The sequence below is a fragment of the Streptomyces sp. NPDC050743 genome (genome assembly GCF_044456925.1).
Classification (GTDB): domain Bacteria; phylum Actinomycetota; class Actinomycetes; order Streptomycetales; family Streptomycetaceae; genus Streptomyces.
The window spans coordinates 80,542-103,946 of the sequence record NZ_JBITGJ010000024.1; the positions used below are offsets into that span (position 1 = coordinate 80,542).

The 23,405-nt window shown below is 71.1% G+C and carries 22 protein-coding genes and 2 pseudogenes; 11 read left to right on the forward strand and 13 right to left on the reverse strand.

The window, feature by feature from the left end:
- Position 1: 1 nt before the first annotated feature.
- Together efeU and ACIBJF_RS23435 are read left to right on the forward strand one after the other, a co-directional pair.
- Positions 2-874: an iron uptake transporter permease EfeU gene (gene efeU / locus ACIBJF_RS23430; RefSeq protein WP_399176336.1), complete on the forward strand. Its 873-nt coding sequence runs from the start codon at positions 2-4 to the stop codon at positions 872-874.
- Entirely contained in the window at positions 834-1,826 is a 993-nt protein-coding gene (locus tag ACIBJF_RS23435) for a hypothetical protein (protein WP_399176338.1), read from the forward strand. Before efeU ends, ACIBJF_RS23435 begins: the two co-directional genes overlap by 41 nt.
- Before the next feature lie 29 nt (positions 1,827-1,855).
- On the opposite strand, the gene ACIBJF_RS23440 is transcribed toward ACIBJF_RS23435, so the two are convergent.
- The 5 genes from ACIBJF_RS23440 to ACIBJF_RS23460 all read right to left on the reverse strand — a co-directional run bounded on the left by ACIBJF_RS23440 (position 1,856) and on the right by ACIBJF_RS23460 (position 6,843).
- Positions 1,856-2,581: a bifunctional DNA primase/polymerase gene (locus ACIBJF_RS23440; RefSeq protein WP_399176339.1), complete on the reverse strand. Its 726-nt coding sequence runs from the start codon at positions 2,579-2,581 to the stop codon at positions 1,856-1,858.
- A gap of 114 nt (positions 2,582-2,695) precedes the next feature.
- Complete coding sequence (locus tag ACIBJF_RS23445; RefSeq protein WP_399176341.1) at positions 2,696-3,310, reverse strand: TetR/AcrR family transcriptional regulator; 615 nt, start codon at positions 3,308-3,310, stop codon at positions 2,696-2,698.
- Between the two features lie 26 nt (positions 3,311-3,336).
- Positions 3,337-4,344 (reverse strand): small ribosomal subunit Rsm22 family protein, encoded by a 1,008-nt coding sequence (locus ACIBJF_RS23450; protein WP_399176343.1) that lies wholly within the window; start codon positions 4,342-4,344, stop codon positions 3,337-3,339.
- A gap of 73 nt (positions 4,345-4,417) precedes the next feature.
- Complete coding sequence (locus tag ACIBJF_RS23455; protein ID WP_399176344.1) at positions 4,418-5,599, reverse strand: serine hydrolase domain-containing protein; 1,182 nt, start codon at positions 5,597-5,599, stop codon at positions 4,418-4,420.
- On the reverse strand, positions 5,539-6,843 hold the full coding sequence (locus tag ACIBJF_RS23460) for a multidrug effflux MFS transporter (protein WP_399176346.1): 1,305 nt from the start codon (positions 6,841-6,843) through the stop codon (positions 5,539-5,541). The genes ACIBJF_RS23455 and ACIBJF_RS23460 overlap by 61 nt, the downstream gene beginning before the upstream one ends.
- 133 nt (positions 6,844-6,976) lie before the next feature.
- Here ACIBJF_RS23460 and ACIBJF_RS23465 point away from each other — a divergent pair, with 133 nt between their 5' ends.
- Positions 6,977-7,990 carry a Gfo/Idh/MocA family protein gene (locus tag ACIBJF_RS23465; RefSeq protein WP_399176348.1) on the forward strand — a complete coding sequence of 338 codons (1,014 nt, stop codon included), beginning with the start codon at positions 6,977-6,979 and terminating at the stop codon, positions 7,988-7,990.
- Positions 7,991-8,086: 96 nt separating this feature from the next.
- On the forward strand, positions 8,087-8,845 hold the full coding sequence (locus ACIBJF_RS23470; protein WP_399176350.1) for an SDR family oxidoreductase: 759 nt from the start codon (positions 8,087-8,089) through the stop codon (positions 8,843-8,845).
- 219 nt (positions 8,846-9,064) lie between these two features.
- Here the strand turns inward: ACIBJF_RS23470 and ACIBJF_RS23475 are convergent, their stop codons facing one another.
- A complete protein-coding gene (locus tag ACIBJF_RS23475) occupies positions 9,065-10,363 on the reverse strand; it encodes a D-alanyl-D-alanine carboxypeptidase family protein (protein WP_399176352.1) in 1,299 nt (432 codons plus the stop codon).
- Between the two features lie 161 nt (positions 10,364-10,524).
- On the opposite strand from ACIBJF_RS23475, the gene ACIBJF_RS23480 reads away from it, so the two are divergent.
- Both ACIBJF_RS23480 and ACIBJF_RS23485 read left to right on the forward strand, forming a co-directional pair.
- Complete coding sequence (locus tag ACIBJF_RS23480; RefSeq protein ID WP_399176354.1) at positions 10,525-11,976, forward strand: ABC transporter permease; 1,452 nt, start codon at positions 10,525-10,527, stop codon at positions 11,974-11,976.
- Between the two features lie 99 nt (positions 11,977-12,075).
- The gene (locus tag ACIBJF_RS23485; RefSeq protein WP_399176356.1) at positions 12,076-12,819 is read left to right on the forward strand and encodes an ABC transporter ATP-binding protein; all 744 of its coding nucleotides are present in this window, start codon (positions 12,076-12,078) and stop codon (positions 12,817-12,819) included.
- Positions 12,820-12,841: 22 nt separating this feature from the next.
- Here ACIBJF_RS23485 and ACIBJF_RS23490 read toward each other — a convergent pair whose 3' ends face one another.
- Together ACIBJF_RS23490 and ACIBJF_RS23495 are read right to left on the reverse strand one after the other, a co-directional pair.
- Positions 12,842-13,825, reverse strand: coding sequence for an aldo/keto reductase (locus tag ACIBJF_RS23490; protein ID WP_399176358.1), 984 nt, complete (start codon positions 13,823-13,825; stop codon positions 12,842-12,844).
- Positions 13,826-13,878: 53 nt separating this feature from the next.
- Positions 13,879-14,205: a nuclear transport factor 2 family protein gene (locus ACIBJF_RS23495; protein WP_365716204.1), complete on the reverse strand. Its 327-nt coding sequence runs from the start codon at positions 14,203-14,205 to the stop codon at positions 13,879-13,881.
- A 148-nt stretch (positions 14,206-14,353) separates the two neighbouring features.
- Between ACIBJF_RS23495 and ACIBJF_RS23500 the strand changes: the two genes are divergently transcribed.
- Together ACIBJF_RS23500 and ACIBJF_RS23505 are read left to right on the forward strand one after the other, a co-directional pair.
- Positions 14,354-14,899 carry a DoxX family protein gene (locus ACIBJF_RS23500; RefSeq protein WP_399176360.1) on the forward strand — a complete coding sequence of 182 codons (546 nt, stop codon included), beginning with the start codon at positions 14,354-14,356 and terminating at the stop codon, positions 14,897-14,899.
- 41 nt (positions 14,900-14,940) lie between these two features.
- Complete coding sequence (locus ACIBJF_RS23505) at positions 14,941-15,294, forward strand: MazG-like family protein (RefSeq protein WP_399176362.1); 354 nt, start codon at positions 14,941-14,943, stop codon at positions 15,292-15,294.
- Positions 15,295-15,352: 58 nt separating this feature from the next.
- Here the strand turns inward: ACIBJF_RS23505 and ACIBJF_RS23510 are convergent.
- Positions 15,353-15,586 (reverse strand): annotated as a pseudogene (locus tag ACIBJF_RS23510) (response regulator transcription factor); the annotation flags it as partial.
- 349 nt (positions 15,587-15,935) lie between these two features.
- Complete coding sequence (locus ACIBJF_RS23515) at positions 15,936-16,736, reverse strand: recombinase family protein (protein WP_399176364.1); 801 nt, start codon at positions 16,734-16,736, stop codon at positions 15,936-15,938.
- 675 nt (positions 16,737-17,411) lie between these two features.
- On the opposite strand from ACIBJF_RS23515, the gene ACIBJF_RS23520 reads away from it, so the two are divergent.
- Positions 17,412-17,984, forward strand: a complete 573-nt coding sequence (locus ACIBJF_RS23520) for a TetR/AcrR family transcriptional regulator (RefSeq protein WP_399176365.1) — start codon at positions 17,412-17,414, stop codon at positions 17,982-17,984.
- Between the two features lie 231 nt (positions 17,985-18,215).
- Here the strand turns inward: ACIBJF_RS23520 and ACIBJF_RS23525 are convergent.
- The 3 genes and pseudogenes from ACIBJF_RS23525 to ACIBJF_RS23535 all read right to left on the reverse strand — a co-directional run.
- Positions 18,216-18,770, reverse strand: a pseudogene (locus tag ACIBJF_RS23525) (4'-phosphopantetheinyl transferase family protein); the annotation flags it as partial.
- 3 nt (positions 18,771-18,773) lie between these two features.
- The gene (locus tag ACIBJF_RS23530; RefSeq protein ID WP_399176366.1) at positions 18,774-19,499 is read right to left on the reverse strand and encodes a hypothetical protein; all 726 of its coding nucleotides are present in this window, start codon (positions 19,497-19,499) and stop codon (positions 18,774-18,776) included.
- A 455-nt stretch (positions 19,500-19,954) separates the two neighbouring features.
- Positions 19,955-20,428, reverse strand: a complete 474-nt coding sequence (locus tag ACIBJF_RS23535) for a DUF2867 domain-containing protein (protein WP_399176368.1) — start codon at positions 20,426-20,428, stop codon at positions 19,955-19,957.
- Positions 20,429-21,343: 915 nt separating this feature from the next.
- Between ACIBJF_RS23535 and ACIBJF_RS23540 the strand changes: the two genes are divergently transcribed.
- Together ACIBJF_RS23540 and ACIBJF_RS23545 are read left to right on the forward strand one after the other, a co-directional pair.
- Positions 21,344-22,672: a MarR family transcriptional regulator gene (locus ACIBJF_RS23540; RefSeq protein ID WP_399176370.1), complete on the forward strand. Its 1,329-nt coding sequence runs from the start codon at positions 21,344-21,346 to the stop codon at positions 22,670-22,672.
- On the forward strand, positions 22,669-23,238 hold the full coding sequence (locus ACIBJF_RS23545; protein WP_399176372.1) for a helix-turn-helix domain-containing protein: 570 nt from the start codon (positions 22,669-22,671) through the stop codon (positions 23,236-23,238). Before ACIBJF_RS23540 ends, ACIBJF_RS23545 begins: the two co-directional genes overlap by 4 nt.
- Positions 23,239-23,405: the final 167 nt, after the last annotated feature.

Genomic DNA, 23,405 nt, shown 5'->3' on the forward strand with positions numbered 1-23,405 from the left:
CGTGTTCTCCAACTACCTGATCGGCCTGCGCGAGGGGCTCGAGGCGTCACTCGTCGTCTGCATCCTGATCGCCTACCTCGTCAAGACCGGCCGCCGGGACGCGCTGAAGCCGATCTGGATCGGCATCGGCATCGCGATCGCCATCGCGATGGGCTTCGGCTGCGCCCTCGAATTCGGCTCCCAGGAGCTGACGTTCGAGGCGCAGGAGGCGCTCGGCGGCTCCCTCTCGGTCATCGCGGTCGGACTGGTGACCTGGATGGTGTTCTGGATGCGGCGCACCGCCCGGCACCTGAGGTCGGAGCTGCACGGCAGGCTGGACGCGGCCCTCGCCATGGGCACCGGCGCGCTGGTCGCCACCGCCTTCCTCGCCGTCGGCCGGGAGGGCCTGGAGACCGCGCTGTTCGTGTGGGCGTCGGTGCACGCCGCCTCCGACGGCACCCCGCGCCCCCTGATCGGTGTGGCCCTGGGTCTCGCCACCGCCGTCCTGCTCGGCTGGCTGTTCTACCGGGGCGCCCTGCGGATCAACCTGGCCAAGTTCTTCACCTGGACCGGCGGCATGCTGGTCGTGGTCGCGGCGGGCGTGCTGGCGTACGGCTTCCACGACCTGCAGGAGGCGGACTGGCTGCCCGGCCTGACCCACCTGGCCTTCGACATCAGCGACACCATTCCGCCGGACAGCTGGTACGGGACGTTGCTGAAGGGCGTGTTCAACTTCCAGCCCGACCCGACCGTCCTGCAGATCACGGTGTGGCTGCTGTACCTGGTCCCGACGCTCGCGATCTTCCTCGCCCCGGTAGGGTTCGCCTCCGGAAAGGGGAAGGTGAAGGGATCCGATGAGCAGGGATCGCAGCCCGCGCAGGCTCCGCAGGCGTGACCGGAACGCACTCATAGCGGCCTCGCTGACCGCTTTGTCGTTGACGGCGAGCGGATGCGTGGTGGTGCACGGGGAGCGCGAGGTGCTCCCCTCCGCCACCCGCGCCGAGGCCGCCAAGGCGCTCACCGCGTTCACGACCGCGTACAACAAGGCCGACAAGGCCTACGACAACTCCCTCGACGCGCCCTATCTCACCGGCCCGTTCGGCGACATCACCGCCGCCCGGCTGAAGGCGGGGCAGGCCAACAGCCCATCCGGCAACCCGGACCACGTGCCGCTGAAGCTGTCGGACGTGAAGATCACGATCCCCGAGAAGGCCGGCTGGCCGCGCTGGTTCGTCGCCGACGCCCAGGCCAACAAGACCGGCACGGCGCGCTGGCTGATGGTGTTCACCCGGGGCGACCTCGGCGAGCGCTGGCGGGTGGCGTATGTCACCCTCGTGGCGCCCGGCGCCGTACCGCAGTTCAAGACGGACAAGGACGGCTGGGCCGAGGCGGTACCGGCCGGCTCCCGGCAACTCGCCGTCGCGCCCGGGAAGCTGAGCCAGGAGTACGCGACGTACCTGAACAAGGGCGGCCAGACCTTCGCCGACGGCAGGTACACCAGCGTCGAGCGTGCCGCCCGGGCCAAGCGGGCCCGTAAGCCGGGCCTGGTCACCCAGTTCATCGACGGTCCGCTGACGAACGGCGGCTACGCGCCGCTGGCGCTGCGTACCGCGGACGGCGGGGCGCTGGTGTTCTTCACCACCCACCACTACGAGAAGCAGACCGCCGCCACCGGCACGACGGTGCCCCCTCAGGGCAAGGACGTCCAGGCGCTGACCAAGGGCGAGGTGAAGCAGTCCCTGACGCTGGAGTTCGTGTCGGGAGAGGTCGCGCTCGACCCGGCGGGCAGCGGCAAGGTGGCGGTGCTGGGGCGGGTGCCGGGCCTCACATCCGCGCAGGGCGAGTAGAACAGCGCGCCCGGGACCCCGCGCAGCGCTCAGTGCCGCAACGGCCAGGCGCCGTGATGACCGGAGTCGGCGTACCGCGCACACGCGTCGGTGAGCGCCTCCAGCAGGCTGAGGGGATCCGGCAGCGCGTGCTCCGGCCCCCGCACCCACCGCACCCGCTGGTCGTCACCGGGCAGCCGGGCGGGCGGCACCAGCACGTACGACCCCCGGCAGTGCCAGCGCAGCCCCGGGTGCTCGTCCATGGTCTCGGGGTGGCAGTCCAGCTCGCACGGCCACCACTCGTCCTCGTCCTCGGGGGTGCCGCGGGTGAGGGTGAAGAACAGCATGCGGCCGTCGTCGCTCTCGGCGACGGGCCCGACCTCGACACCGGAGCCGAGCAGCCGCTCCAGGGCCTCCCGGCCGGCTTCCAGGGGAACGTCGAGCACGTCGTGCACCATGCCGGTCGCGGTGATGAAGTTGGCCTGCGGCTGGTCCCGGGCCCAGCGTTCGATCTGCGCGCGGTCGGTCGTGGACTGCGTCTGCCAGGCGAACGACACCGGGTGCCGGGCGGGGGTGGGACAGCCGACGCGGTCGCAGGAGCAGCGGTAGCCGGGGGCGGGGTGCGCGGCGGGGGCGAGCGGCAGGCCCGCCGCGGCGGCGGCCAGCAGCACGGTCTCGCGGCCCCCGTCGTCGGCGGCCTCCTTCGGGCGGCGTCCAAGCAGCCACTGGGAGAGTTTGCCCTGCCGGCCGGACCGGCCGCCGAACGTCGCGCTCATCTATCCCCTCGCCTCGCTGGTGTGCGGACAGTGTGCCCTATCGTCCCATCTTCGTGCGCTTCGGGGTGGCTGCCGAGGGCAGGAAGCCGACCGGGACGGGGGCGGGCGGGCCGATCAACGCGGTGTGATTCCGTGCAGTGCGTAGTCGACCAGGGTGTCCGTGTAGTCGTACGTAATCGGCCCGGTCCGCTGCAGCCACCTCTGTGCGAGGGGTGAGACGAACAGTTCCAGGGCGATACGGGGATCGACGTCACGCCGTACCGCCCCGCTGTCCTGTGCGGCGCGCAACCGGTCCGCGTACAGCCGGAGCTGTGGTTGCAGCAGCCTCTCGACGAACTCCCGCCCGACTTGCTCGTTGAGCAGCCCCTCCGCGGCCAGCGCCCTCGCCGGCACCTCGAAGAGCGGTTCGAGGAGCTCGTCCACCGTGGCCCGCAGCACCGCCTTGAGGTCGGCGGCGAGATCCCCGGTGTCCGGGACGGCGTACGGCTCCTGCCCCGCCGCCCGGGCCGTCCGCTCGCCGAGGTCGAGGAACGCCTCCAGCAGGACGTCCGCCTTGGAGGACCACCAGCGGTAGATCGTCTGCTTGCCGACGCCGGCGCGCGCGGCGATCCCCTCGACGGTGGTCCTCGGGTAGCCGACCTCGCCGACGAGGGCGAGGGCGGCGGCGTAGATCGCTCTGCGGGACTTGTCGCTGCGACGGGTGGCGTCGGGGGCGGGCTGCTTGACCATGGCCCGACGCTAACAAGCCGCGCCGACTACGCGGACGGCTCCTCGGGGGAACCCTCCGGCGGCCACGGGTCTCCCCACTCGGCGTCCCGGGCCGCCTTGTACAGGGGGCCGTGGCGTTTGGTGACCGTCGTACGGGCCAGCCGTTCCTCGATCTCGCACAGGTCCAGGAGCACCTGGCCCTTGCGGATCTGCGGGCGCCGGATCACCCGGGAGGGGGCCGGCGCGGCGGGCAGGCGGGTGGCGGCGACGTAGGAGAACTTCTCGTCCTCGTACGGCAGGGTGCCGCCCTTGACCCGGCGGTGCAGCGAGGAGCGGCTGACCCGGGCGGCGAAGTGGCACCAGTCCGTGCCGGGCTCTATGGGGCAGGCGGCGCTGTGCGGGCAGGGGGCGACGACGTGCAGCCCGGCGCGGATCAGGCGGTCGCGGGCCTCGATGACGCGGGCGTAGCCGGCCGGGGTACCGGCCTCCACGATCACCACGGCCTGCGCGGCGGCCGCGGCGGCGTCGACGAGGGCGGCGCGGTCGGCCTCGGAAAGCTCGTTGAGGACGTACGACACCGTGACGAGGTCGGTGTCGTCCAGGCTGAGGTCGGCGCCGATCCGGGCGCGCTGCCAGCGGGCGCCCCGCAGGGCCGGGTTGGCGGCGGCGATCTCCCGGCCCAGGGCGAGCGCGGGCTCGGCCCAGTCCAGCACGGTGACGCCGCGCTCGCCGGGCCAGGTCGCGGTGACGGCCCAGGTCGCGGCGCCGGTGCCGCCGCCGACGTCGACATGGCTGCCGGGCGTCCAGTCGGGGACGGTCGCCGCGAACGCCTCCAGCGCCGCGTGGACCGCTTCGAAGGTGGCGGGCATGCGGTAGGCGGCGTACGCGGCGACGTCGGCGCGGTCGCGGAGGATCGGGGCGTGCGTCGGGGTGTCGCCCCGGTAGCTGGCGATGAGCCTGTCGACGGCGCCGGCGGCCTGGGTGGGCGGGAGTCCGTCGAGCAGGTCGGCGAGGCTTCGGCGGAGGGCTTCGGCCGGTGGCACTGGGGCGTTCACCCGGAGATTCTATGGCGCCCGGTGTGCGGGCCGGCCCTGCCGGGGTCCGGCTCGGCCGGCTGGGAGCCGCGGGTCAGACCACCGCCCTCGCCAGGCGGGTCGCCAGTCTCGCCCTCGGCCCGCTGTCCGCCGGTCTGCGCCGCGGATGCACCGTGTTGGCCAGCAGGATCAGGAACGTGTCGGTCCTCGGGTCGAGGACGAGCGACGTGCCTGTGAAGCCCGTGTGGCCCGCCGCTCCGTGGCCCGCGAGTTCGCCCATGAACCACGGCTGGTCGACGGCGAAGCCCAGCCCCGGCGGGGTGAGCAGGAGCTCGACGAAGTCGGGGCCGAGGATGCGGCCCGGGCCGTAGGAGCCGCCGGCGAGCAGGGCGCGGCAGAAGACGGCCAGGTCGCGGGCGGTGGAGAAGAGCCCGGCGTGCCCGGCCACACCGCCCAGCGCCCAGGCGTTCTCGTCGTGGACCACGCCCCGCAGCATCCCCCGGTGCGCCTTGGCCCAGGGCCGGCGTTGGTCCTCGGTGGCGGCGGCGCCGGGGCAGGGCCCGAAGCGGGTCGCCGTCATGCCGAGCGGCCGGGTGATGCCGTCCCGGACGAGGATGTCGAGGGTCCGGCCGGTGATGCGCTCCAGCACGGACTGGAGCAGCAGCATGTTCAGGTCGGAGTAGAGGTACCGGCCGGGCTCGCCGGTGGGGGCCTCGGCGCGCAGCAGGGCCAGGCGGGAGGCGTCGTCGGGGCAGTCGTACAGCGGCAGCTCGGGGCGCAGCCCGGAGGTGTGGGTGAGCAGCTGCCGGACGGTGATGCCGTGCGCGGCGGCGGCGTGGAAGTCGGGCAGGTAGTCGCCGACCCGGGCGTCCATGCCGAGGGTGCCGCGCTCGATCTGCTGCACGGCGGCGACCGAGGTGAACAGCTTGGTGAGGGAGGCCAGGTCGAAGGGCGTGTCGAGGGTGGCCGGGACTCGGGCGGCGGGCGGCAGTTCGACACCGTTGTCGGTCTCGCGGTCGTAGCCGGAGTAGCGGACGGCCCAGCCCGCGGCCTCGGCCACGGCGATCACGGGCCCGCGGCCGGCCAGCACGACGGCGCCGGCCGCCCAGGGGCGGTCTCCGCCGGTGAGGGCGTGCACCTCGCCGACCAGGTGCCCGAGTTCCACGGGGTCCAGCCCGGCCCGTTCCGGTGTGTCGGCGCGCAGTCTCGGTGCGCTCAGTTCTCGTCTCCCTCCGACCCCGCACGTGTGTTCCCACGTGTGCTCCAGGGACGGCACATTCCCATGAAGCAGGCCGCCGCGACCAGTGCTCCCGCCAGTTGGACCACCGCCATGGGTACGGCGGTGTGCTCTCCGGCGACGCCGACGAGCGGTGAGGCGACCGCGCCGACGAGGAAGGAGGAGGTGCCGAGCAGGGCGGAGGCGGAGCCGGCGGCGTGCCGGGTGCGCAGCAGGGCGAGGGACTGGGCGTTGGGGAGGGTGATGCCCATGGCGGACATCAGGATGAAGAGCGCGGCGGCGATCGGCGGCAGACCGACCTGGCCGAGGGCGCCGGTGGACATCAGCAGCAGGGCGGTCGCGGCGAGCACGATCACCGCGAGGCCCAAGGCCAGCACCTTCTCCAGGGCGACCCGGCCGACCAGCAGCTTGCCGTTGACCTGCCCGGCGGCCACGAGGCCGACCGAGTTGAGACCGAACAGCAGGCTGAAGGTCTGCGGGGAGGCGCCGTAGATCTCCTGGATGACGAACGGGGAGGCGGATATGTACGCGAACAGCGCGGCGAAGGCGAAGCCGCCGGCCAGCATGTAGCCGGTGAAGGGCAGGTCGGCGAGCAGGCCGCGCATCGCGCGCAGGGCCGCCTGGACTCCCCCGTCATGCCGTTCCGCCGGCGGCAGGGTCTCCGGCAGCCGCAGCCAGACGAGGGCGGCCAGCAGCACGCCGACGACCGTGAGGACGACGAAGACGCCCCGCCAGTCCGTCACCCGCAGGATCTGCCCGCCGATCAGGGGCGCGACGATCGGCGCGACCCCGGAGATCAGCATCAGGGTGGAGAAGAAGCGGGCCATGGCCACGCCGTCGTACAGGTCGCGTACGACGGCCCGGGCGATGACGATGCCGGCGGCGCCCGCGAGGCCCTGGGCCAGCCGGAAGGCGACCAGCGTCTCGACGTTCGGCGCGAGCGCGCACAGGGCGGTGGCGAGGAGGTAGACGGCGAGGCCGGCGAGCAGGGGACGGCGGCGGCCCCAGCGGTCGCTCATCGGGCCGACGACCAGCTGCCCGAGGGCCATGCCCAGCAGGCAGGCGGTGAGGGTGAGCTGGACGGTGGCGGCGGGCGCGTGCAGGGAGCGGGTGACCTCCGGCAGGGACGGGAGGTACATGTCCATCGCGAGCGGGGGTGTCGCGGTGAGGCCGCCGAGCACGAGCGTCACGAGCAGGCCGGTGCGGCGGCCGGCGGCTGATGTCCGGGCCGGGGTGGACGAGTGGTGGGTGTCCGGTGTCTGTGCCGCCGCGTGCTCGGGCATCTGTCCCCTCCCCTTGGTGAAACGGCCGCCTGCCGGGAATCCCCTTGGCATCGGCCGTCTGCCGAGAACGACCGGCACCTATGCTCTCAGCTCGTACACACTGCCAGGGCACATGTGACCGAGGGGCGGGGCGATGGAGGAGCGGAAGGTGCGCTGGGGGATCCTGGCGACGGGCGGGATCGCGGCGGCGTTCGCGGCGGACCTGGTGGATCTCCCGGACGCGGAGATCGCCGCGGTGGCCTCGCGGCGCCGGGAGTCGGCACAGGCGTTCGCGGAGCGGTTCGGGGCGGAGCGGGCGTACGGCGACTGGGAGTCGCTGGCCGCGGACCCGGACATCGATGTCGTGTACGTCGCCACTCCGCACTCGGCGCACCGCGCGGCGGCCGGGCTGTGCCTGGAGGCGGGACGGAACGTGCTGTGCGAGAAGCCGTTCACGCTGAACCTGCGCGAGACGGAGGAACTCGTCGCGCTGGCGCGGGAGCACGACCGCTTCCTGATGGAGGCGATGTGGATGTACTGCAACCCGCTCGTCCGGCGGCTGAAGGCGCTGGTGGACGACGGGGCGATCGGCGAAGTGCGCACCGTGCAGGCCGACTTCGGGCTCGCCGGTCCCTTCCCGCCGGCGCACCGGCTGCGGGATCCGGCGCTGGGCGGCGGGGCGCTGCTGGACCTCGGGGTCTACCCGGTGTCGTTCGCGCAGTTGCTGCTGGGTGAGCCTGACGCGGTCGCGGGGAGCGCGCTGCTGTCGCCGGAGGGCGTCGACCTCCAGACGGGCGCGGTGCTGTCCTGGGAGAGCGGGGCGATGGCCGCGCTGCACTGCTCGATCGTCGGCGGCACGGGCGGCACGGCCTCGGTGACCGGTTCGCGGGGCCGGATCGACGTGCCGTCCGGCTTCTTCCACCCGGAGCGGTTCGTGCTGCACCGCGACGGCAGTGAGCCGGAGGAGTTCGCCGCCGGCCCGGCCGACGGGCCGCGCACCACCCTGCGCCACGAGGCGGCCGAGGTCATGCGGGCGCTGCGCGCGGGCGAGAAGGAGTCGCCGCTGGTGCCACTGGAGGGTTCGCTGGCGGTGATGCGGACGCTGGACGCGGTGCGGGAGCGGATCGGGGTGCGGTATCCGGGAGACGCGGTCGCGGTGACGGTGTGAGCCGGTATCCCGGGTGGCGGTGACCGTCAGCCTCGGACAACCGTATGGCGGACATGGCATTCCGCATGGCGGACTTGCCGCCTACGCTGCGGTGCCATGACTGACAGGCATTCGAAGATCGCGGTGGTGACCGGCGCCGGCTCCGGCATCGGGCGGGCCGTCGCCGTGGAACTGTTGCGGGCCGGCTGGTCGGTGGCGCTGGCCGGCCGGCGCACCGAGACGCTGGCGGAGACGGCGGCACTGGCCCCGGAGGGCGCCTCCGTCGCCGTACGCACCGACGTGTCCCGGCCCGAGGACGTGGACGCGCTGTTCGCGGCGACGGTGGACCGGTTCGGGCGGGTGGACCTGCTGTTCAACAACGCGGGGACCTTCGGGCCGGGCGGGGTGCCGGTCGAGGAACTGCCGTACGACGCCTGGCGGCACGTGGTGGACACCAACCTCAACGGCGCGTTCCTGTGCGCCCAGGCCGCGTACCGGCGGATGAAGGAGCAGGATCCGCAGGGCGGCCGGATCATCAACAACGGGTCCGTTTCCGCCCATACGCCCCGTCCGCTCTCGGTCGCCTACACCGCGACCAAGCACGCGCTGACCGGCCTGACCAAGTCGCTGTCCCTGGACGGGCGGCCGTACCGCATCGCCGTCGGGCAGATCGACATCGGCAACGCGGCGACCGATATGACGGCCCGGATGCAGACCGGCGCGCTGCAGGCGAACGGCGAGATGGCCCCGGAGCCGGTGATGGACGTGGCCGATGTGGCGCGGACCGTGCGGCACATGGCCGAGCTGCCGCTGGAGGCGAACGTGCAGTTCGCGACGGTGCTGGCGACGGCGATGCCGTACATCGGGCGGGGTTGACCCCTATACCACAAACGGAATTCGGACATCCGCGGTATTGCGGCCCGTCGGGCCCATGTGCTCAACTCTCCTTCACGAGAGCTTCACAGTTGGAGCAAGTGGATTCCGCGGCCAACACCGAGGGGGAGGCGGCGGCCGTTCCACCGGGCCGGAGTTGGGGGTGGACCTCGCGACGGGACGCAAGGTACACGCCGGTCGGTGGAACGGCCGCCGCACTGTTCAGCGGCGGTGCCGGCCGCCGGGCTCCGTGTTCCCCGCCGCCCCATCGGACCCCTGGCCCCTCTCGGCCCTCTCGGCCCCCGAGGATGTCTCAGCCCCCTCGGCCGTCGTGGCCGCAGCGACCGCCCTGCGCCGCCGCCTGACCACCACCGCCCCCGCCGCCGCCAGCAGCAGCGCCGTACCCGCCGCGCCTTCCACCAGCCGGCCGGCGGACGGTCCGTGGGAGCCCGGCTCCGACGCGCCGACCGCCGCCTGCGCCGCCTTTCCGTCCGCCGGTGACGGACTCGCCTTCGCCCCGCCCTCGCTGAGCGGATCGACCAGGGTGCCCACGGCACGCGCCGAACGCCCGCGTCCGAAGCCCCAGTCGAGCAGCGCCGCGGTCTGCTCGTAGACGGCGTTGCTGCCGGTGGCCGGGTGCATCACGGTGACGAGCAGGGTGCGTCCGCCCCGCGTGGCCGCGCCGGTGAAGGTGTTGCCGGCGTGGCTGGTGTAGCCGTTCTTGACGCCGATCAGGCCGTCGTACGTCTTCAGTCCCCACGCCCCGGTCAGCAGGCGGTCGGTGTTCTGGATCTGGAAGGTCTTCTTGCCGCCCGCCGGGAAGTCGGCGGTCCGCGTGCCGCAGTAGCCGCGGAAGTCGGCGTCCTTCAGGCCGTGGCGGGCGAACAGCGTGAGGTCGTACGCCGAGGAGATCTGGCCCGGGTGGTCGAAGCCGTCGGGGCTGACCACATGGGTGTCCAGGGCCTGGAGGTCCTCCGCCTTGGCCTGCATCTCGGCGACGGTCCTGGCGATGCCGCCGTTCATATGGGCGAGCACGTGCACGGCGTCGTTGCCGGAGCGCAGGAACACGCCCTGCCACAGCTGCTCGACGGTGTAGGTGATGCCGGGCTTGATGCCGACCAGGCTGGAGCCGAACGGGACGTCGGTGACGTCGGAGTCCTTGACGGTGTACCGCTGGGTGCGGTCGAACTTCTTCAGGACGGTGTCCGCGAACAGCATCTTCAGCGTGGACGCGGGCGCGAGCCGCCGGTGCGCGTTGAACGAGGCGAGCACCTCGCCGCTCGCGCAGTCGGCGATCAGCCAGGAGCGGGCGGTGAGCTTCTCGGGCAGTCCGGAGGCACCGCGCACCTGGACGCCGGTACGGGCCAGTTGCTCGCCGCCTATCACCGTCGCGGCGGAGGCCTGAGTGGTCGCGGACAGGGGAAGGGCGGCGGCCGTCAGTCCGAGGACGGCACGCCGGCTGAGCCGGGAACATTCGCGCACCCGGGGACGGTACACCGCGCCCAGCAGCGGATTCCGCACTGCGGGCCCTCCATCGCCGTGGAATTTGCCACGTTATGAAAATCCGATGAGTTAGCCGGTTTTCTCAGGCCTTACACATCCTTCACCAAGGGCCGCTCAAAGGTTCCTCCCTAGCTTGTGGCCGCGCCCACAGCGGGCGCCAAGAACCTTCGAGGAACGGGATGTTTGGCATCTATCTCAAGCGCGAGCTGAGCCGCCGCAAGAAGGCCGCTCTGGTCATCGCGATGGGTCTGGCGCTCGGTATCGCGCTGGTCATCACCGTCAACTCGGTGTCGGCCGGCATGACGCAGGCGCAGGACAAGGTCCTGAAATCGCTCTACGGCCTCGGCACCGACATGACCGTCACCAAGGCCCAGTCGGCGCCGAAGGCGGGCAGCTCACAGGGACCCAGGTTCCAGTTCGACGCGAAGTCGAGCGGCAAGACCAGCCAGAGCTCGGACCGGGTGATGACGCAGGGTGGTCAGGCCCTGAAGTCCTCACTGGTCCAGTGGGTCGCCGCGCAGAAGGGCGTGGCCTCGGCGGTCGGCGCCCTGTCCTTGAACGTCACCAAGGTCGACGGCTCCTTCACCCAGGGCAAGGCCCAGTCGTCCGGCAGCGGCGGACAGCAGGGCGGTCCCGGTGGAAGCGGCGGTGGCCAGCCGCAGGTGCAGGGCGGTGGCGCCAACTTCAACGTCAACAGCTACTCGGTCGCCGGCGTCGACGTCACGAACCAGGCCCTCGGCCCGCTGGCCACGATGAAGATCACCTCCGGGAAGACCTTCACCTCGGCGCAGACCGACGCGAAGGTCGCGGTGGTGAGCACGTCGTACGCCAAGGAGAAGAAGTACAAGGCCGGCTCGACCTTCAAGATCTCCGGCACCAAGTACACCGTCATCGGCATCGCCACCCCGGACAGCAGCGAGTCCACCACCGACGTCTACCTGCCGCTGAAGCAGGCCCAGTCGCTCGGTGACGCCAAGAACAAGGTCACCACGATCTACGTCAAGGCGACCGACTCGAAGCAGATCGCGAGCGTGAAGAAGACCATCCAGAGCAACATCTCCGGTACGACGGTCACCACCTCCTCCGACCTCGCCTCCACGGTCTCCGGCTCGCTGTCCACCGCCTCCAACCTCGCGACCAGCGTCGGCAAGTGGCTGTCCATCGCCGTGCTCGCCGCCGCGTTCCTGGTGGCCGCGCTGCTCACCTCCTCGGCCGTCTCCCGGCGCGTGCGCGAGTTCGGCACGCTGAAGGCGCTCGGCTGGCCGAGCCGCAGGGTGACCCGGCAGGTGGTCGGCGAGTCCGTCGTCAACGGCCTGATCGGCGGCCTCGGCATCGCCCTGGGCCTCGCGGCGGCCTACGCCGTCACCGCGATCAGCCCGAAGCTCACCGCGCAGCTCGGCAGCACGGGCGGCGGGATGGGCGGCGGTCCGGGCGGCGGGCCCGGCGGTGGCGGTCCCGGGCAGCAGGCGGCGAAGAACACCGTGGAGATCGCGCTCTCCGCGCCCGTGTCCGTGACGACCATCGCGCTCGCCGTCGGCCTCGCGGTCGCCGGCGGTCTGATCGCCGGTGCGATGGGCGGCTGGCGCGCGTCCCGGATGCGCCCGGCGGACGCCCTGCGCAGCGTCTCGTAACGCGCGCCGGGACACCCCTCGAACCGGGGTGCCGCCTCCGACATTCCCCCCGGGGAGGCGGCACCCCACCCCCTACCTTGCGGACCTTGTGGAGAACCCATGTACAGACTCACCGGCGTCACCAAGCGCTACACGCGCGGCAGGCAGACGGTGGAGGCGCTGCGCGGCATCGACCTCACCATCGCCGACGGCGACCAGCTGGTCATCCAGGGCCCGACGGGCGGCGGCAAGTCCACCCTGCTGCAGATGGTCGGCGGCCTGGACCGCCCGTCCTCCGGCAGCGTGGAACTGGACGGCGTCGACCTGGCGACCATCGGCGAGGCCCGGCTGACCCGGCTGCGCGCCGAGAAGATCGGCATCATCTTCCAGGCGTTCAACCTGATCCCGACGCTCACCGCGCAGGAGAACGTCGAGACCGCCCTGGTCCCGCTCGGCGTGAAGCCCGCCGAGCGCCGGGAACGGGCGGCCGAGGCCCTGCGCTCGGTCGGCCTCGGCGAACGCCTGTCCCACGTCCCCTCGGAGATGTCCGGCGGCCAGCAGCAGCGCGTCGCGATCGCCCGCGCGCTGGTGAAGAACCCCAAGGTGCTGCTCGCCGACGAACCCACCGGCAACCTCGACGAGGGCACCCGTGACGACATCATGGCCCTGCTGGAGGGCCTGTGGCGGGAGCACGGCCTGACCTTCGTCCTGGTCACCCACGACTCCTCCATCGCCTGCCGCGCCCCGCGCCTGGCCACGATCGAGGCCGGGCAGATCACGCTGACCGAGCAGCCGTACGCGCAGGAGGAGGGGTACGCCCAGCAGCCGTACGCGCCACAGCCGTACGGTGGTCACGGCTACTGATCTGCTCCGGCGGGCGGGCCGCTCACCTTCCGAGGATCTGGTCGATCTGGGCCAGCTGACCGGCGGTGAGCGGCCCCTTCGCCATCGCGCCCGCGTTCTGCTCGGCCTGCGCGACCGAGCGGAAGCCCGGGATCGGCACGGTGCGCGGGCTGCGGGCCCACAGCCAGGCGAGGGCGCCCTGAGCGAGGGTGCGGCCGCCGCTGGTGAGGACGTCGCGCAGGGCGTCGATCCGGCTCAGCCAGTCCGCGTCGGCCCCGGTCCCGTCACCGTCGTACCCCTGCATCCAGGCCGGCGGCCGGCTCCGGATGTCCCCGGCCTCCAGCGGCCCGCTCCGCCTCCCGGCGAGCAACCCCATGGCCAGCGGACTGCGGTTGATGCTCGCGAGGTCCATGCGCTCGCACAGTTCGAGGAGTCGCGGCGCGTCCTGGAGCACGTTGAGGGCATGCTGTACGGCCGTGCAGTGCGGCCCCTCGGCGAAGACGGCGGCACGGTCGGGGTCGTCGGTGCTCCAGGCGTAGGCGCGGATGAGCCCTTCCCCGACCAACTCCTCGCACAGGTCGCGGAGTTCGGTACCCCGCGCCGGATCGGCGTCGGACAGATGGAACTGGTACAGATCGATGTGGTCGGTGCCGAGGCGGCGCAGGGAGGCGGTGAGAGCGCGGCGGGCGTGCTCCGGGGTGTCGTCGGCGCCGGTGAGGGTGCGGGTCTCCGGGTCGAAGACGTTGCCCCACTTGGTGGCGAGCACGACGTCGTCGCGCCGCTTGCCGAGGGCGCGGCCGAGGACGGTCTCGCTGTGGCCGGTGCCGTAGACGTCGGCGGTGTCGAAGAAGGTGACACCGAGATCGAGCGCGCGGTGGACCGCCCGCACGGACTCCTCGTCGTCCACCTTTCCCCACCCGAGCGGCTGTCCGTCGGCGGACTGCCACTCCCCGCCGATGGCCCAGCAGCCGAAGCCGAGTGCGCTGACTTCGATCCCACTGCGTCCCAGAGTTCGTTTCGTCGTCATGCTCAGGGACGGTAGGAGTTGGAGCGCACGCGAAGACAACCCCCTGGAGGCCTTTATGCCTGACCGGTCTCGAAGCGTGAGATCCGCCCGTCGTCCTCCACGGTGAAGGTCCACTTGGTGCGCATCTCGCCCCAGGTGTCGTTGCGGTAGCGGGCGAGGAGGGTGCGTCCGCCGCCGGACTCGTTGTCGACCTCCATGTGGCCGTGGGAGGAGAAGATCTCCCGGTCGATCCACTCGGCGAGGTCACGGTCGGAGCCGTCGTCGGACATGGTGGCGCCGGGGGCGAGCAGCGCCATGAAGCCCTCCCGGTCATGGGAGTTGACGGCGTTCACGAAGGCCCGGACGGCCGCATCGCTGAGCTTGGCTGGCTGAATCGTCATGGCGTCAGAGTCACACCGCCGCCCCGTCCCCGCCACCCGAACGCCATCCACAGCGGGCCGACGGGTGTCGGACCTGCGACGGTGGGAACACGAGCCTCTCCGTGCTCTGCGCCTCTCCGCCTCTCCGCCTCTCCGCCTGGGAGTCACCGTGAGCTGTTTCGACCGACGTGATCTGGGTCTGCTGTTGCTCCGGCTGGGGACCGGCGGGGTACTGGCCGCGCACGGCGCGCAGAAGCTGTTCGGCTGGTTCGGCGGGCACGGTCTGGAGGGCACAGGCCAGTTCATGGAGTCCGTCGGCTATGCGCCCGGCAAGGCGAGCGCCACGGCGGCCGGCCTCGCGGAAACCGGCGGCGGCACCCTCCTCGCCCTGGGCCTCGCGACGCCGGCGGCGGGCGCGGCGGCGGCCGGAGCGATGGCCGGGGCGGCGGCGGTCCACCTGCCCAGCGGCTTCTTCGCCCAGGAGGGCGGCTACGAGTACGCGGCAAGCCTGTGCCTCGCCGCGACGGGCCTCGCGGTGACGGGCCCCGGCCGGATCTCCCTCGACCACGCCCTGGGTCATGTCTTCGACCGCGGCTGGATGGTGCCGGTGGCCCTGGGCGTCACGGCGGCGGCGACGGCGGTGGTGATCGGGGCGCGCAACCAGCGGGTGCGGGCGAAGAAGGAGGGGGAGCAGGAGGTGCTGTTCGAGGAGTAGCCGGTACGGCGCGGTGCCGGGGGCGTGGGAAGCTGCCCGGCATGACCGATCAGGACACCGCCCGCACCACCGCCGCCCTCTGGCCGGCCGTCGACGAACTCTGGTCCCGCCTGGAGGCCACCCGTGAGCACGCGGGCCAGGAAGGCGTGCTCCTTCGCGTCCTGAAACTCTCGGAGGAGGTCGGCGAGGTCGCCGAGGCGATCATCGGCACGACCGGCCAGAACCCCCGCAAGGGTGTCACCCACACGTGGGAGGACGTCCAGGCGGAACTGTGCGATGTGGTGATCACGGCACTGGTGGCCCTGCGGACGCTGACCCCCCAGGCGCGGGAGGTGTTCGAGGGGCATCTGGCACGAGTGACGGCACGTCCCCTTCGGCCCGGCGACTCGGCGTGAATCCCCCTCCCCGCACCGCCGCGCCTCACGCCCGCATGACGTAGGGGGGCGGCAGGTGTCATGCCCGCAGGAAGGCGAGGACCGCCAGCACCCTTCGATGGGTCTCGTCCGTCTGGGGCAGGTCCAGCTTGGTGAGGATGCTGCTGATGTGCTTGCCGACGGCCGCCTCGGACACCACCAGCTCGCGGGCGATCGCCCCGTTCGACCTGCCCTCCGCGATCAGGGCCAGGACCTCTCGCTCGCGCGGGGTGAGCCGCTCGAGCGGATCGCGGCGGCGGCGCAGCAAGGAGCGCGGCGCTCTGGCACCACGACTCGATCAGCAACTCAACCGGATAGGCATAGCCGTCGTCCGGCGTTCCGTCCGCGACGTCCCGGTACCAGGGCTCGTTGCACGTCACTGCTTTCGCCGTGCTGATCCTCTCGCCCGGGACCACATCGAGCACCCGGTCGACCAAGAGGATCGGAAACCGGTGCGGAATGAGTTTCTTCACCACCGAGATTCCGTACTGCCGGCTCATCCGTGTTCCTCCCGAAGATTCCCGAGGTGACATTCAGCGCAGCGAAATGTCACCTCTACCCTATGGACGGGCGGCCCGACCGCCGAGTGAAAATGGGGGTTGGCAGCCAGTGAAACAGGTCCGTTACACGTGCAGCTCCGAGCGGAGGGCGGGCACACCGCTTTCCAGTTCGAGCTTGACCCGGAGGGTGCGCGAGGCATCTGCGTAGGTGAGACGCATTCCCAGGGAGCGGAAGAACTCTGCGCGTTCCTCCTCCGAGGCGCTCCGCAGCCCGCGCAGCCGGCGGCCGGCCGCGTCGACGACGGCCAACTGGTGCACACCCGGAACCGGCGCCCCGGACGCACTCAGGGCACGGGACAAACCACGCGCGGTGAGCATCGCGCCCAGCCAGGACAGAAGCGGAGCGACGACCGCCTGCTCCCGTAGATAGACATTGCGTGGGTGTTCCGCCAGGTGATCCGAGGGGATGCGGCAGCGGTAGTAGGACTCCCCGTTGTTCCGGGTGCCCTGCATCAGCCGGTTGCACCTGGCGCAACGCATCATGCCGCGCAGCAGGTAGCGGTTGCCGTCGGTGGCCGCGTGCGACGCGGAAGCGACCCGGCGGGCGGCGAAGATCCGATCCACCTGCTCGAAGGTTTCGGCCGGGATGATGGGAGGGCATCCCATCGCCGTGCCGCCGCCGCTCCCGCAGGCGCTCTCGCCGCCCGTGGCATACCCGGCGTAGCGAGGGTTGACCAGGATCGAGCGCACCGCCCCCTTCGACCACGATGCCGCGCGACGGCCCGGCCCGCTCCGGCCGGCCCCAGGGGTGGGTATCCCGTCCGAGGTCAGCCCCGCCGCGATGTCCTGCAGGCTCTTCTCGGCGAGGTACTCCTCGAAGATCCGTTGCACGACCGTCGCCGCGGTGTCGTCCGGGACGAGCATGCGCCCCGTTCCGTCCGCGGCAGGGACGGTTCGGTATCCGTAGGGTGGACGGCCCCACAGGCGGCGCGAGGTGGAGTGGGGCCGGGGGTGCCGGCCGGTGTTCTCCTTCGCCGACTGGCCATGGCTTCGCTGTTGCGGAACGCAGGCATGGCTTGTGGATGGAACATGCATGATTGTTTCCCCCATGAATGAACAACAGATGCGCCGTTCGCCCACATGCCGAAGGGACACGCCACGACGGGGCGTGCAATACGGTGCACCTGCGTACCGGCACCGGCCACGAAGACCGTGCGGTAAGGACTCGCTCACTTCGCGGAGCTCGAAATCCTCGCGGACCGCGCCATCGACAGCCCTGTGAATTCGACTCCGCAAGCAGTCGCACTTACTGCCCGACGGGCAGACCTAAACCCCCGTTTTTGAGTGCTCGTCGATGCTGTCTCAAACTATGTCAGCCATTCCTGCCGGTTCAAGGAACCGGCCACAAGCTGCATTCACCGTGTCCAGTTCCTGCATCCGGCTGCCGCATTACGGCGGCGACTGTGCAGGCGGCCCCGGATACGACCAGGGCCTGGTGCGACTGCGGGCCACAACGGCAAGCGCTCCCCGGGCGAGCGGGCCGAGCGTCCCGGCATGGGCCCCGGGCGCCGAGCGGCTCCGTACGATACCGTACTGAGCATGGCACGCACGGAAAAGGCGCGGTTCACCGCACAGGACTGGATCGATGCGGCGATCAGCGCGATGGCGGACGGCGGCGCCCGTGCGGTCGCCGTAGAACCGCTGGCCGCCGAACTGGGGGCCAGCAAGGGCAGTTTCTACTGGTTCTTCGCCAACCGCGACGCGCTGGTCAGGGCCGCCCTGCAGCACTGGCGCGACGCGACGACCGACCAGGTGGCCGCGTCACTGGCCGAACTGCCGGATCCCGTCGCCAAGATGTCCGCGCTGCTGGAGTACGTCTTCGACAACCCCTCCCGGGGCATCGAGATCGCGTTGCAGGCCGACACGGCCCGCCCCGAGGTCCGGGAGGTTCTGGCGGAGACGCACCGGCGCCGCCTGGAGATCCTGCGGCACCTGCTCACCGAGACCGGACTGCAGCCGACCGAGGCCGAGTCAACGGCGCTCATGCTCTACGCCGTCTACCTCGGCGTCCTCCATCTTCGACGCACCGACCCGGACCTGGTTCCCCCGGGCGCCGACGGCGGCGACTTCCAGCAGTCGGTCCGGGACAGGTTGCTGCCCACCCCCGAGTGACCAGCGGCCACCGACCTGGCCCAAGCCGAAGGAACGCACCGGCAGGCACGCCCGTCTCCGCGCTTCGGGGCGATCGTCCCGAAGCGCGACGGCGGCCTTGAACCCGTCCGGTACGGCGACATCCAGGATCGCCCAGCCGGACGGCAGGAGCACGTCCTCCGAGCCGGCTGCGCCGGTCGCGTATGCGGCCTCCAATCCCACGTAGTCCGTCCCGACACCACCGGCGATTCCCGAGCCGACACCCTTGAGATAGGCCTCCTTGCGAACCCAGCACCCCAGCAGGGCCGCAGTGCGCTCCGCGGGGGCCAGCATCTGCAGAGCCCGACACTCGGCAGGGTGGAGATACGAGGACAGATCGAATCTGCCGTGTCTCGCCATGGGAGCCTCGACATCCGCGCCGACGGCGGACGACGCGACGGCGAAGAGCACCATGTCGCCCGAGTGCGACATGGAGAAGTGCAACGACGGTTCGCCGGCCAGGGCCGGGCGGCCATGCGGACCGTCGCACAGCGGACACGGTGTGCGGACGAAGCCGACCTGGTCGGGAGCCAGCCCCAGATAAGAACCCAGCAGCACGCGCAGGCCGACGTGGGCCGTGACGTACCGAAGCCGCGGCCGCTCGGCGGTGATCGCGGCAACACGGCGCCGCTCCCCCTCGTCAAGACAGCGGGCACCCGCCGTCGCGGCGGCACTGTTCGCGGGAACGTCGAGAAGCCATGCCTCCACTTCGCCCGAACGCGGCCGGTGGCCGGCGTGGGGCAGCGGTGACGGCGACAAGGGCGGCATCCGTCAGCCTCCCCCAACCGGTCCGACACCACTGACAGCGGGAGGCAGCAGGCCCAACTCCGCGGCCTGAGCCCCGGCTTGGAAGCGTGAACTCACACCGAGCACCCGCATGATCTCCGACACATGCCGCCGATAGGTACGGACCGAAACCGCGAGTTCGCGCGCCGCCGCTTCATCGGTGCAGCCCATGCCGAGACAGCGCAGGACGTCCTGGGTGAAGTCATGATGCATGCGCTTGCTGATCCGCTGGTGGTCCAACAGCGGTACGGCGCGCTGCCATGCCCTCGTGAACAGCTCCTCCAGCGCCTTCAGGACAGCCGAGGCGCGGATCAAGGTGACACTCGACCGCGTCGCTCCCAGTGCACAGGGCACCAAAGCCACCCGGCCGTCGATGATGAGCGCTCCATGGGCGACCGGCCCCGTCAGTCGGACGTCCACGCCTCGATGGCTGGGCATGGTCACGTAGTCCGCCATCCGGTGCCGCTCGGCCACCTCCGGCGAGCACAACACTTGCACCTCGCCCGACCTCGCCACGTCCAGACGCTCGACCACGCTGTTCAGGGCCCGCACGGCGTCGTGGTCCGAGGGGAGCAGCGCCCGTATGGACCGGGTCGCCTGGCCGAGGTGGTACTCGATCACCCTGTGGGCGCCCTCTGAATCAACCAGTTTCACCGGTGCTAAGGCCGCAGAACTTGAACGATGCTCGTATTTCGACAGAACGTCGTCCACCAGGGCTCGCACGTCAAGGAGAGCGCGTTCTATGTCTCCCTGCTCTTCCCTGTCGGCCGCAGAGTGCTCGACTGCGACGTCGATTCGCTTCCTTTCCCCGCTGTGGCCATGCCGCAAAATTTACTCCCCGTTGACTCTTCAAAGGTCCAGGGGGTGGCACATCGCAGTGTTCACCTTTGACTCGGCACCCAGGTAGGTCGCACCCGGATACAGGACGCCTTGTTCTTTTGCAAACACTTCACTAGCCCCCGTTGAGTTCGGTCGAGACCAAACCTCAACATTGACCGTATCGGTCCATTTCTCGACCGTCAAGCATGAATTCACTGAATACTAAACAATACCTATCCGATTCCGCGAACACCCGAGTGAATTCGGTGAATGCTGAACAATGGTCGCCGGTGAGGCGGCCGGCCCTGGGCTGCCTGGCCGCACACGGCGTCCGGATCCGGGTGCATTCATGCGGCCAGGCGACGCAGCATGGACCGGATGATCAAGGGATGCACCACGCGGACAGGCAGGAAGTACAAGCGCCCGAACAGGCTGTGCCGGTGCACCACGGTGGCAACGGAGATTTGGACGGCCCCGTCGCTGCGGGCGACATGGACGGAGGCGCGGAAGTCGAGGTGGCGGTCGTCCACCCCGTAGACGACCTCTCTCCCGGTGCGGAGCAGCTCGGGGAAGGGAACGGCCGCCTCCAGGTCGTTGGTCTTCAAGCCGAGCGTGCCGACCAGCGAGTCGCGCAGAGCCAGGGCGCGCCGGACCCATGAGGGCGGCTGGGCGAAGAACCGATCGGCCCACTCGCCCGCGTCGACGCCGGCATCCGATGGCAGCCGTACGGCGAAGGCGTCGGAGTAGTCGACGCGGGACAGCAGGTTCTGCAGTAAGGAATCCTCAGGTACCGGTACGGAGAGGATCCGAGGGCGGACCATGGCAGCTCCATTCGTGACCGTCTAGAGTTACTCCATACGATACCGTACTGTGCCGCCGGCAGGATTGTGACGGCCCTCGGCGGAAGAGATGTCGGCCGACGACGGCGACGAACGGCGCTCCGGCCGCAGGTCGCTTCTCGGGCCGCGAGCCCCCGGATGATCGCCGTAGACGATCAGGGAAGTGGTGGCACCGGTGCGCCCCGGCCCCGCACATGCGCCAGTGATCCTCGTGCGGACGCTGGAGGCATGGGGGAGGTGGCGGCTCTGTACCAGGAGGGCAACCCGCCGCGACAAGGCCGCAGGTGAGGCAGACGAGTCGGGCTGTACGCCGGGTATTCCTGAGCACCCTTCTGACCTGTGCTTTTGTGAGCCGTATCGGTTGTGACCTGCTAGGTCGGGTTGCAGAGGCGATCGGAGGCAGTCAGAGGAAACCGCTCTGATTCGACCCGGGTTCGACCCGAGCTGCTCGGAGCCAGTCAGAGGCAATCGCCCTCTGTTTGGCCCCGAATCGGCCGAGGTCGGGGCGGTGTCGAGCGGATCAGGACTCCTCTGACGGCACTCCGAGTCGTTCTCGGTCGAGCCGCGATGGGGACGCCTGCCTCTGAGCGGCGCTAGGCATACGAAGGCCTCCAGGACGGCAATCCTGGAGGCTTCGCTTGGCACCGATTGGAGGTCGGTTCCGGACACCACCCGTGGTTTTAGCGGGCCTGGGTGGCGTCCACGTCCTTGCGAGACGACCCCACAGTGCCACACCACACCCACCAGGCAGACCCATCCCAACGACCCCTTCACCCGAGCGAGCGACTGGGGCTTCACGGGCTGTCTCCGGCTGCGGCTGACCTGGTTCTGCTCGGAGACCTCACCGGCCGCTACGCGGCGGGAAGCTACAGCAGGCTCGGCTCCGACCGCCGGAGCGTGGTCCTGCGCGCGGACCGCCAGGGCGCGGCTGAGCACGGTCACCGGATCACTGCGGCCATCGCCTGCCACGTGGCTCGCGTCGGCGGCACCGTCGACCAGCTCACGCAGCTCTTACTGCACCCCGAGCACGAAGGCGGACGGCACACCCGGCACATCGCGCTGCGTTCCGGGCAGGCGCGCGCCCTGGACTACATCCGCCGGGTGTGGGCCAGCGCCTCGGACGCGATCAGCAGCACCACGGCGCTGGGCTCCCGGCACGAGGCGTACGAAGTCCTCGCCGCACTGCGCGACCGGATCGAAACGACACCGTGGCGCGGGGAGCGTGGGCGGACAGCCCTGCGTGTGCTGCGGGCGCACCTGAACTTCGCCGAGATCGCGGGCGGCCCCCTGCACCACGCCAGTGAGCGGCAGACCGCGGAGGAAGCCGGAGTCTCCCGCACGACACTCCGGGTCGTCTACGAGACGGTCCTCCGGCCACGGGGCTGGCTGCGGCGTCTGCGGGTGGGCCATGGCCGGGAGGGCTCGACCTGGTACCTCGGCGAGGGCACCATCCCCGGACACGGCGACCACGCTCTGCTGTCTCGTTTCCGGTCCACTCAGTTCCCCCCCGACCCGGCACTTGAGGAGTGGACCACCCCTGAGACAGCCACGACGGCCGACATCGACTCCACCGTCCTCGGCCATCTCATGGGCCACGACGCCTTCGCCCACCACGCCCTCGGCAGCGCCGCCCTCGTGATCATCAGCGCCCTGCACCAGCACCCCCACCAGACCGCTGCCGAACTCGTCGGTACGTCCTCGGTCTCCCGCGCGACCACCTACCGGACCCTGAAACGCCTCGCCGACCGCGGTCTCGTCCAGCACACCGGAGACACCTGGACCCTTACACCGCGTGCGCTGGAGGGCTTCGGTATCCGCCTCCCGGATGCCGACAACGGCCACACGCCGGCACGGGGCTGGGAGGAGGTCGCCGAGCAACACGGCACCTGGGGCATCGCGGCCCGGAGGAAGGCCCTGCACACGGGGGAGCGGGCGGCCTACCAGGAGGCACTGGACCGATTTGCGGAGCATCGCGGCAGGGCTGTGGTGATCGTCCGCGACGGCCGCCAGGTCCTGGTCCCAGCGCCGCGCCCCGACGAGATCCCGCCCGTGTGGCACGCCCCCGACGGGCGCGTCCTCGACCCGCTCACCGGCCGTCTGGCCGCCGACTGGCGGGTCGCCACCGACGGCCGCCTGATCCTCATCACCCCATCCGACCAGCGCAGTTACGACGAGCTGGCCGCCGCCCATGCCGAAGCCCTCAGCGAATGGGAGTCCGTCGCATGAACCCAGAACGCCCGATCACCTCCGACCCGAGCAAGGAGGTTGCGCCCCAAGCCCTGCGCAAGCAGTACGAGTCAGGCGCCACGGTCGACGAGCTCGTCACCGCCAGCGGCCTGTCGTATGGCACCGTCCTCAACCGGCTGCACGACGCCGGGACCGTCATGCGCACCTCCTGGCAGACCCGCCGGATGCGCCAGGACCCACAAGCCCGCCAGCGACTCGCAGCTCACCTACGCGCCCTCTACGAGCAGCACGGCGCGACCCTCACCGAACTCGCCACGGCTGCGGGAGAGACGAGGCGGAGTGCTCGGCGCCTGCTGATCGAGGCCGGCGGCACCGTGCGCACCACCCAGCAGACCCTGCGGATGCGCGCCGCAGCACGGGCCGCCAAGCGACACAAGCTCGTGCTGTCCCTACGGGCACGGTACGAGGCCGGCGCCTCCGTGCCGGAGCTCGCTGAGGACTGCAACTACTCCGTGGCCACGGTCTACCGGCTCCTGCACCAGGCCCGCACTCCCATGCGGCCCCAGCACCGCCATGGCCCCGCGGACCAGGCGAGGCAGTCATGAGCACCGCGGCCCTCTCCGATGTCCCACGCGGTGCCGTTCGGCTCAGCAACCCGCCCATGGGCCATCCCAGTTTCGGTTGCGCAGCAAGGGCTCCCCCGCCCGTCGCCAGGCAGCCAGGCCCCCAAGCAAGCGTCGACGCCGTCGACAACCCGCCGAGTCAACGCACC

Bases quoted from the DNA above. Each gene is read 5' to 3' on its own strand.
- ACIBJF_RS23435 (WP_399176338.1), top strand. From the start codon at position 834: ATGAGCAGGGATCGCAGCCCGCGCAGGCTCCGCAGGCGTGACCGGAAC.
- ACIBJF_RS23440 (WP_399176339.1), bottom strand. From the start codon at position 2,581: ATGAGCGCGACGTTCGGCGGCCGGTCCGGCCGGCAGGGCAAACTCTCC.
- ACIBJF_RS23445 (WP_399176341.1), bottom strand. From the start codon at position 3,310: ATGGTCAAGCAGCCCGCCCCCGACGCCACCCGTCGCAGCGACAAGTCC.
- ACIBJF_RS23460 (WP_399176346.1), bottom strand. From the start codon at position 6,843: ATGCCCGAGCACGCGGCGGCACAGACACCGGACACCCACCACTCGTCC.
- ACIBJF_RS23465 (WP_399176348.1), top strand. From the start codon at position 6,977: ATGGAGGAGCGGAAGGTGCGCTGGGGGATCCTGGCGACGGGCGGGATC.
- ACIBJF_RS23470 (WP_399176350.1), top strand. From the start codon at position 8,087: ATGACTGACAGGCATTCGAAGATCGCGGTGGTGACCGGCGCCGGCTCC.
- ACIBJF_RS23480 (WP_399176354.1), top strand. From the start codon at position 10,525: ATGTTTGGCATCTATCTCAAGCGCGAGCTGAGCCGCCGCAAGAAGGCC.
- ACIBJF_RS23485 (WP_399176356.1), top strand. From the start codon at position 12,076: ATGTACAGACTCACCGGCGTCACCAAGCGCTACACGCGCGGCAGGCAG.
- ACIBJF_RS23490 (WP_399176358.1), bottom strand. From the start codon at position 13,825: ATGACGACGAAACGAACTCTGGGACGCAGTGGGATCGAAGTCAGCGCA.
- ACIBJF_RS23495 (WP_365716204.1), bottom strand. From the start codon at position 14,205: ATGACGATTCAGCCAGCCAAGCTCAGCGATGCGGCCGTCCGGGCCTTC.
- ACIBJF_RS23505 (WP_399176362.1), top strand. From the start codon at position 14,941: ATGACCGATCAGGACACCGCCCGCACCACCGCCGCCCTCTGGCCGGCC.
- ACIBJF_RS23515 (WP_399176364.1), bottom strand. From the start codon at position 16,736: ATGCTCGTCCCGGACGACACCGCGGCGACGGTCGTGCAACGGATCTTC.
- ACIBJF_RS23520 (WP_399176365.1), top strand. From the start codon at position 17,412: ATGGCACGCACGGAAAAGGCGCGGTTCACCGCACAGGACTGGATCGAT.
- ACIBJF_RS23535 (WP_399176368.1), bottom strand. From the start codon at position 20,428: ATGGTCCGCCCTCGGATCCTCTCCGTACCGGTACCTGAGGATTCCTTA.
- ACIBJF_RS23545 (WP_399176372.1), top strand. From the start codon at position 22,669: ATGAACCCAGAACGCCCGATCACCTCCGACCCGAGCAAGGAGGTTGCG.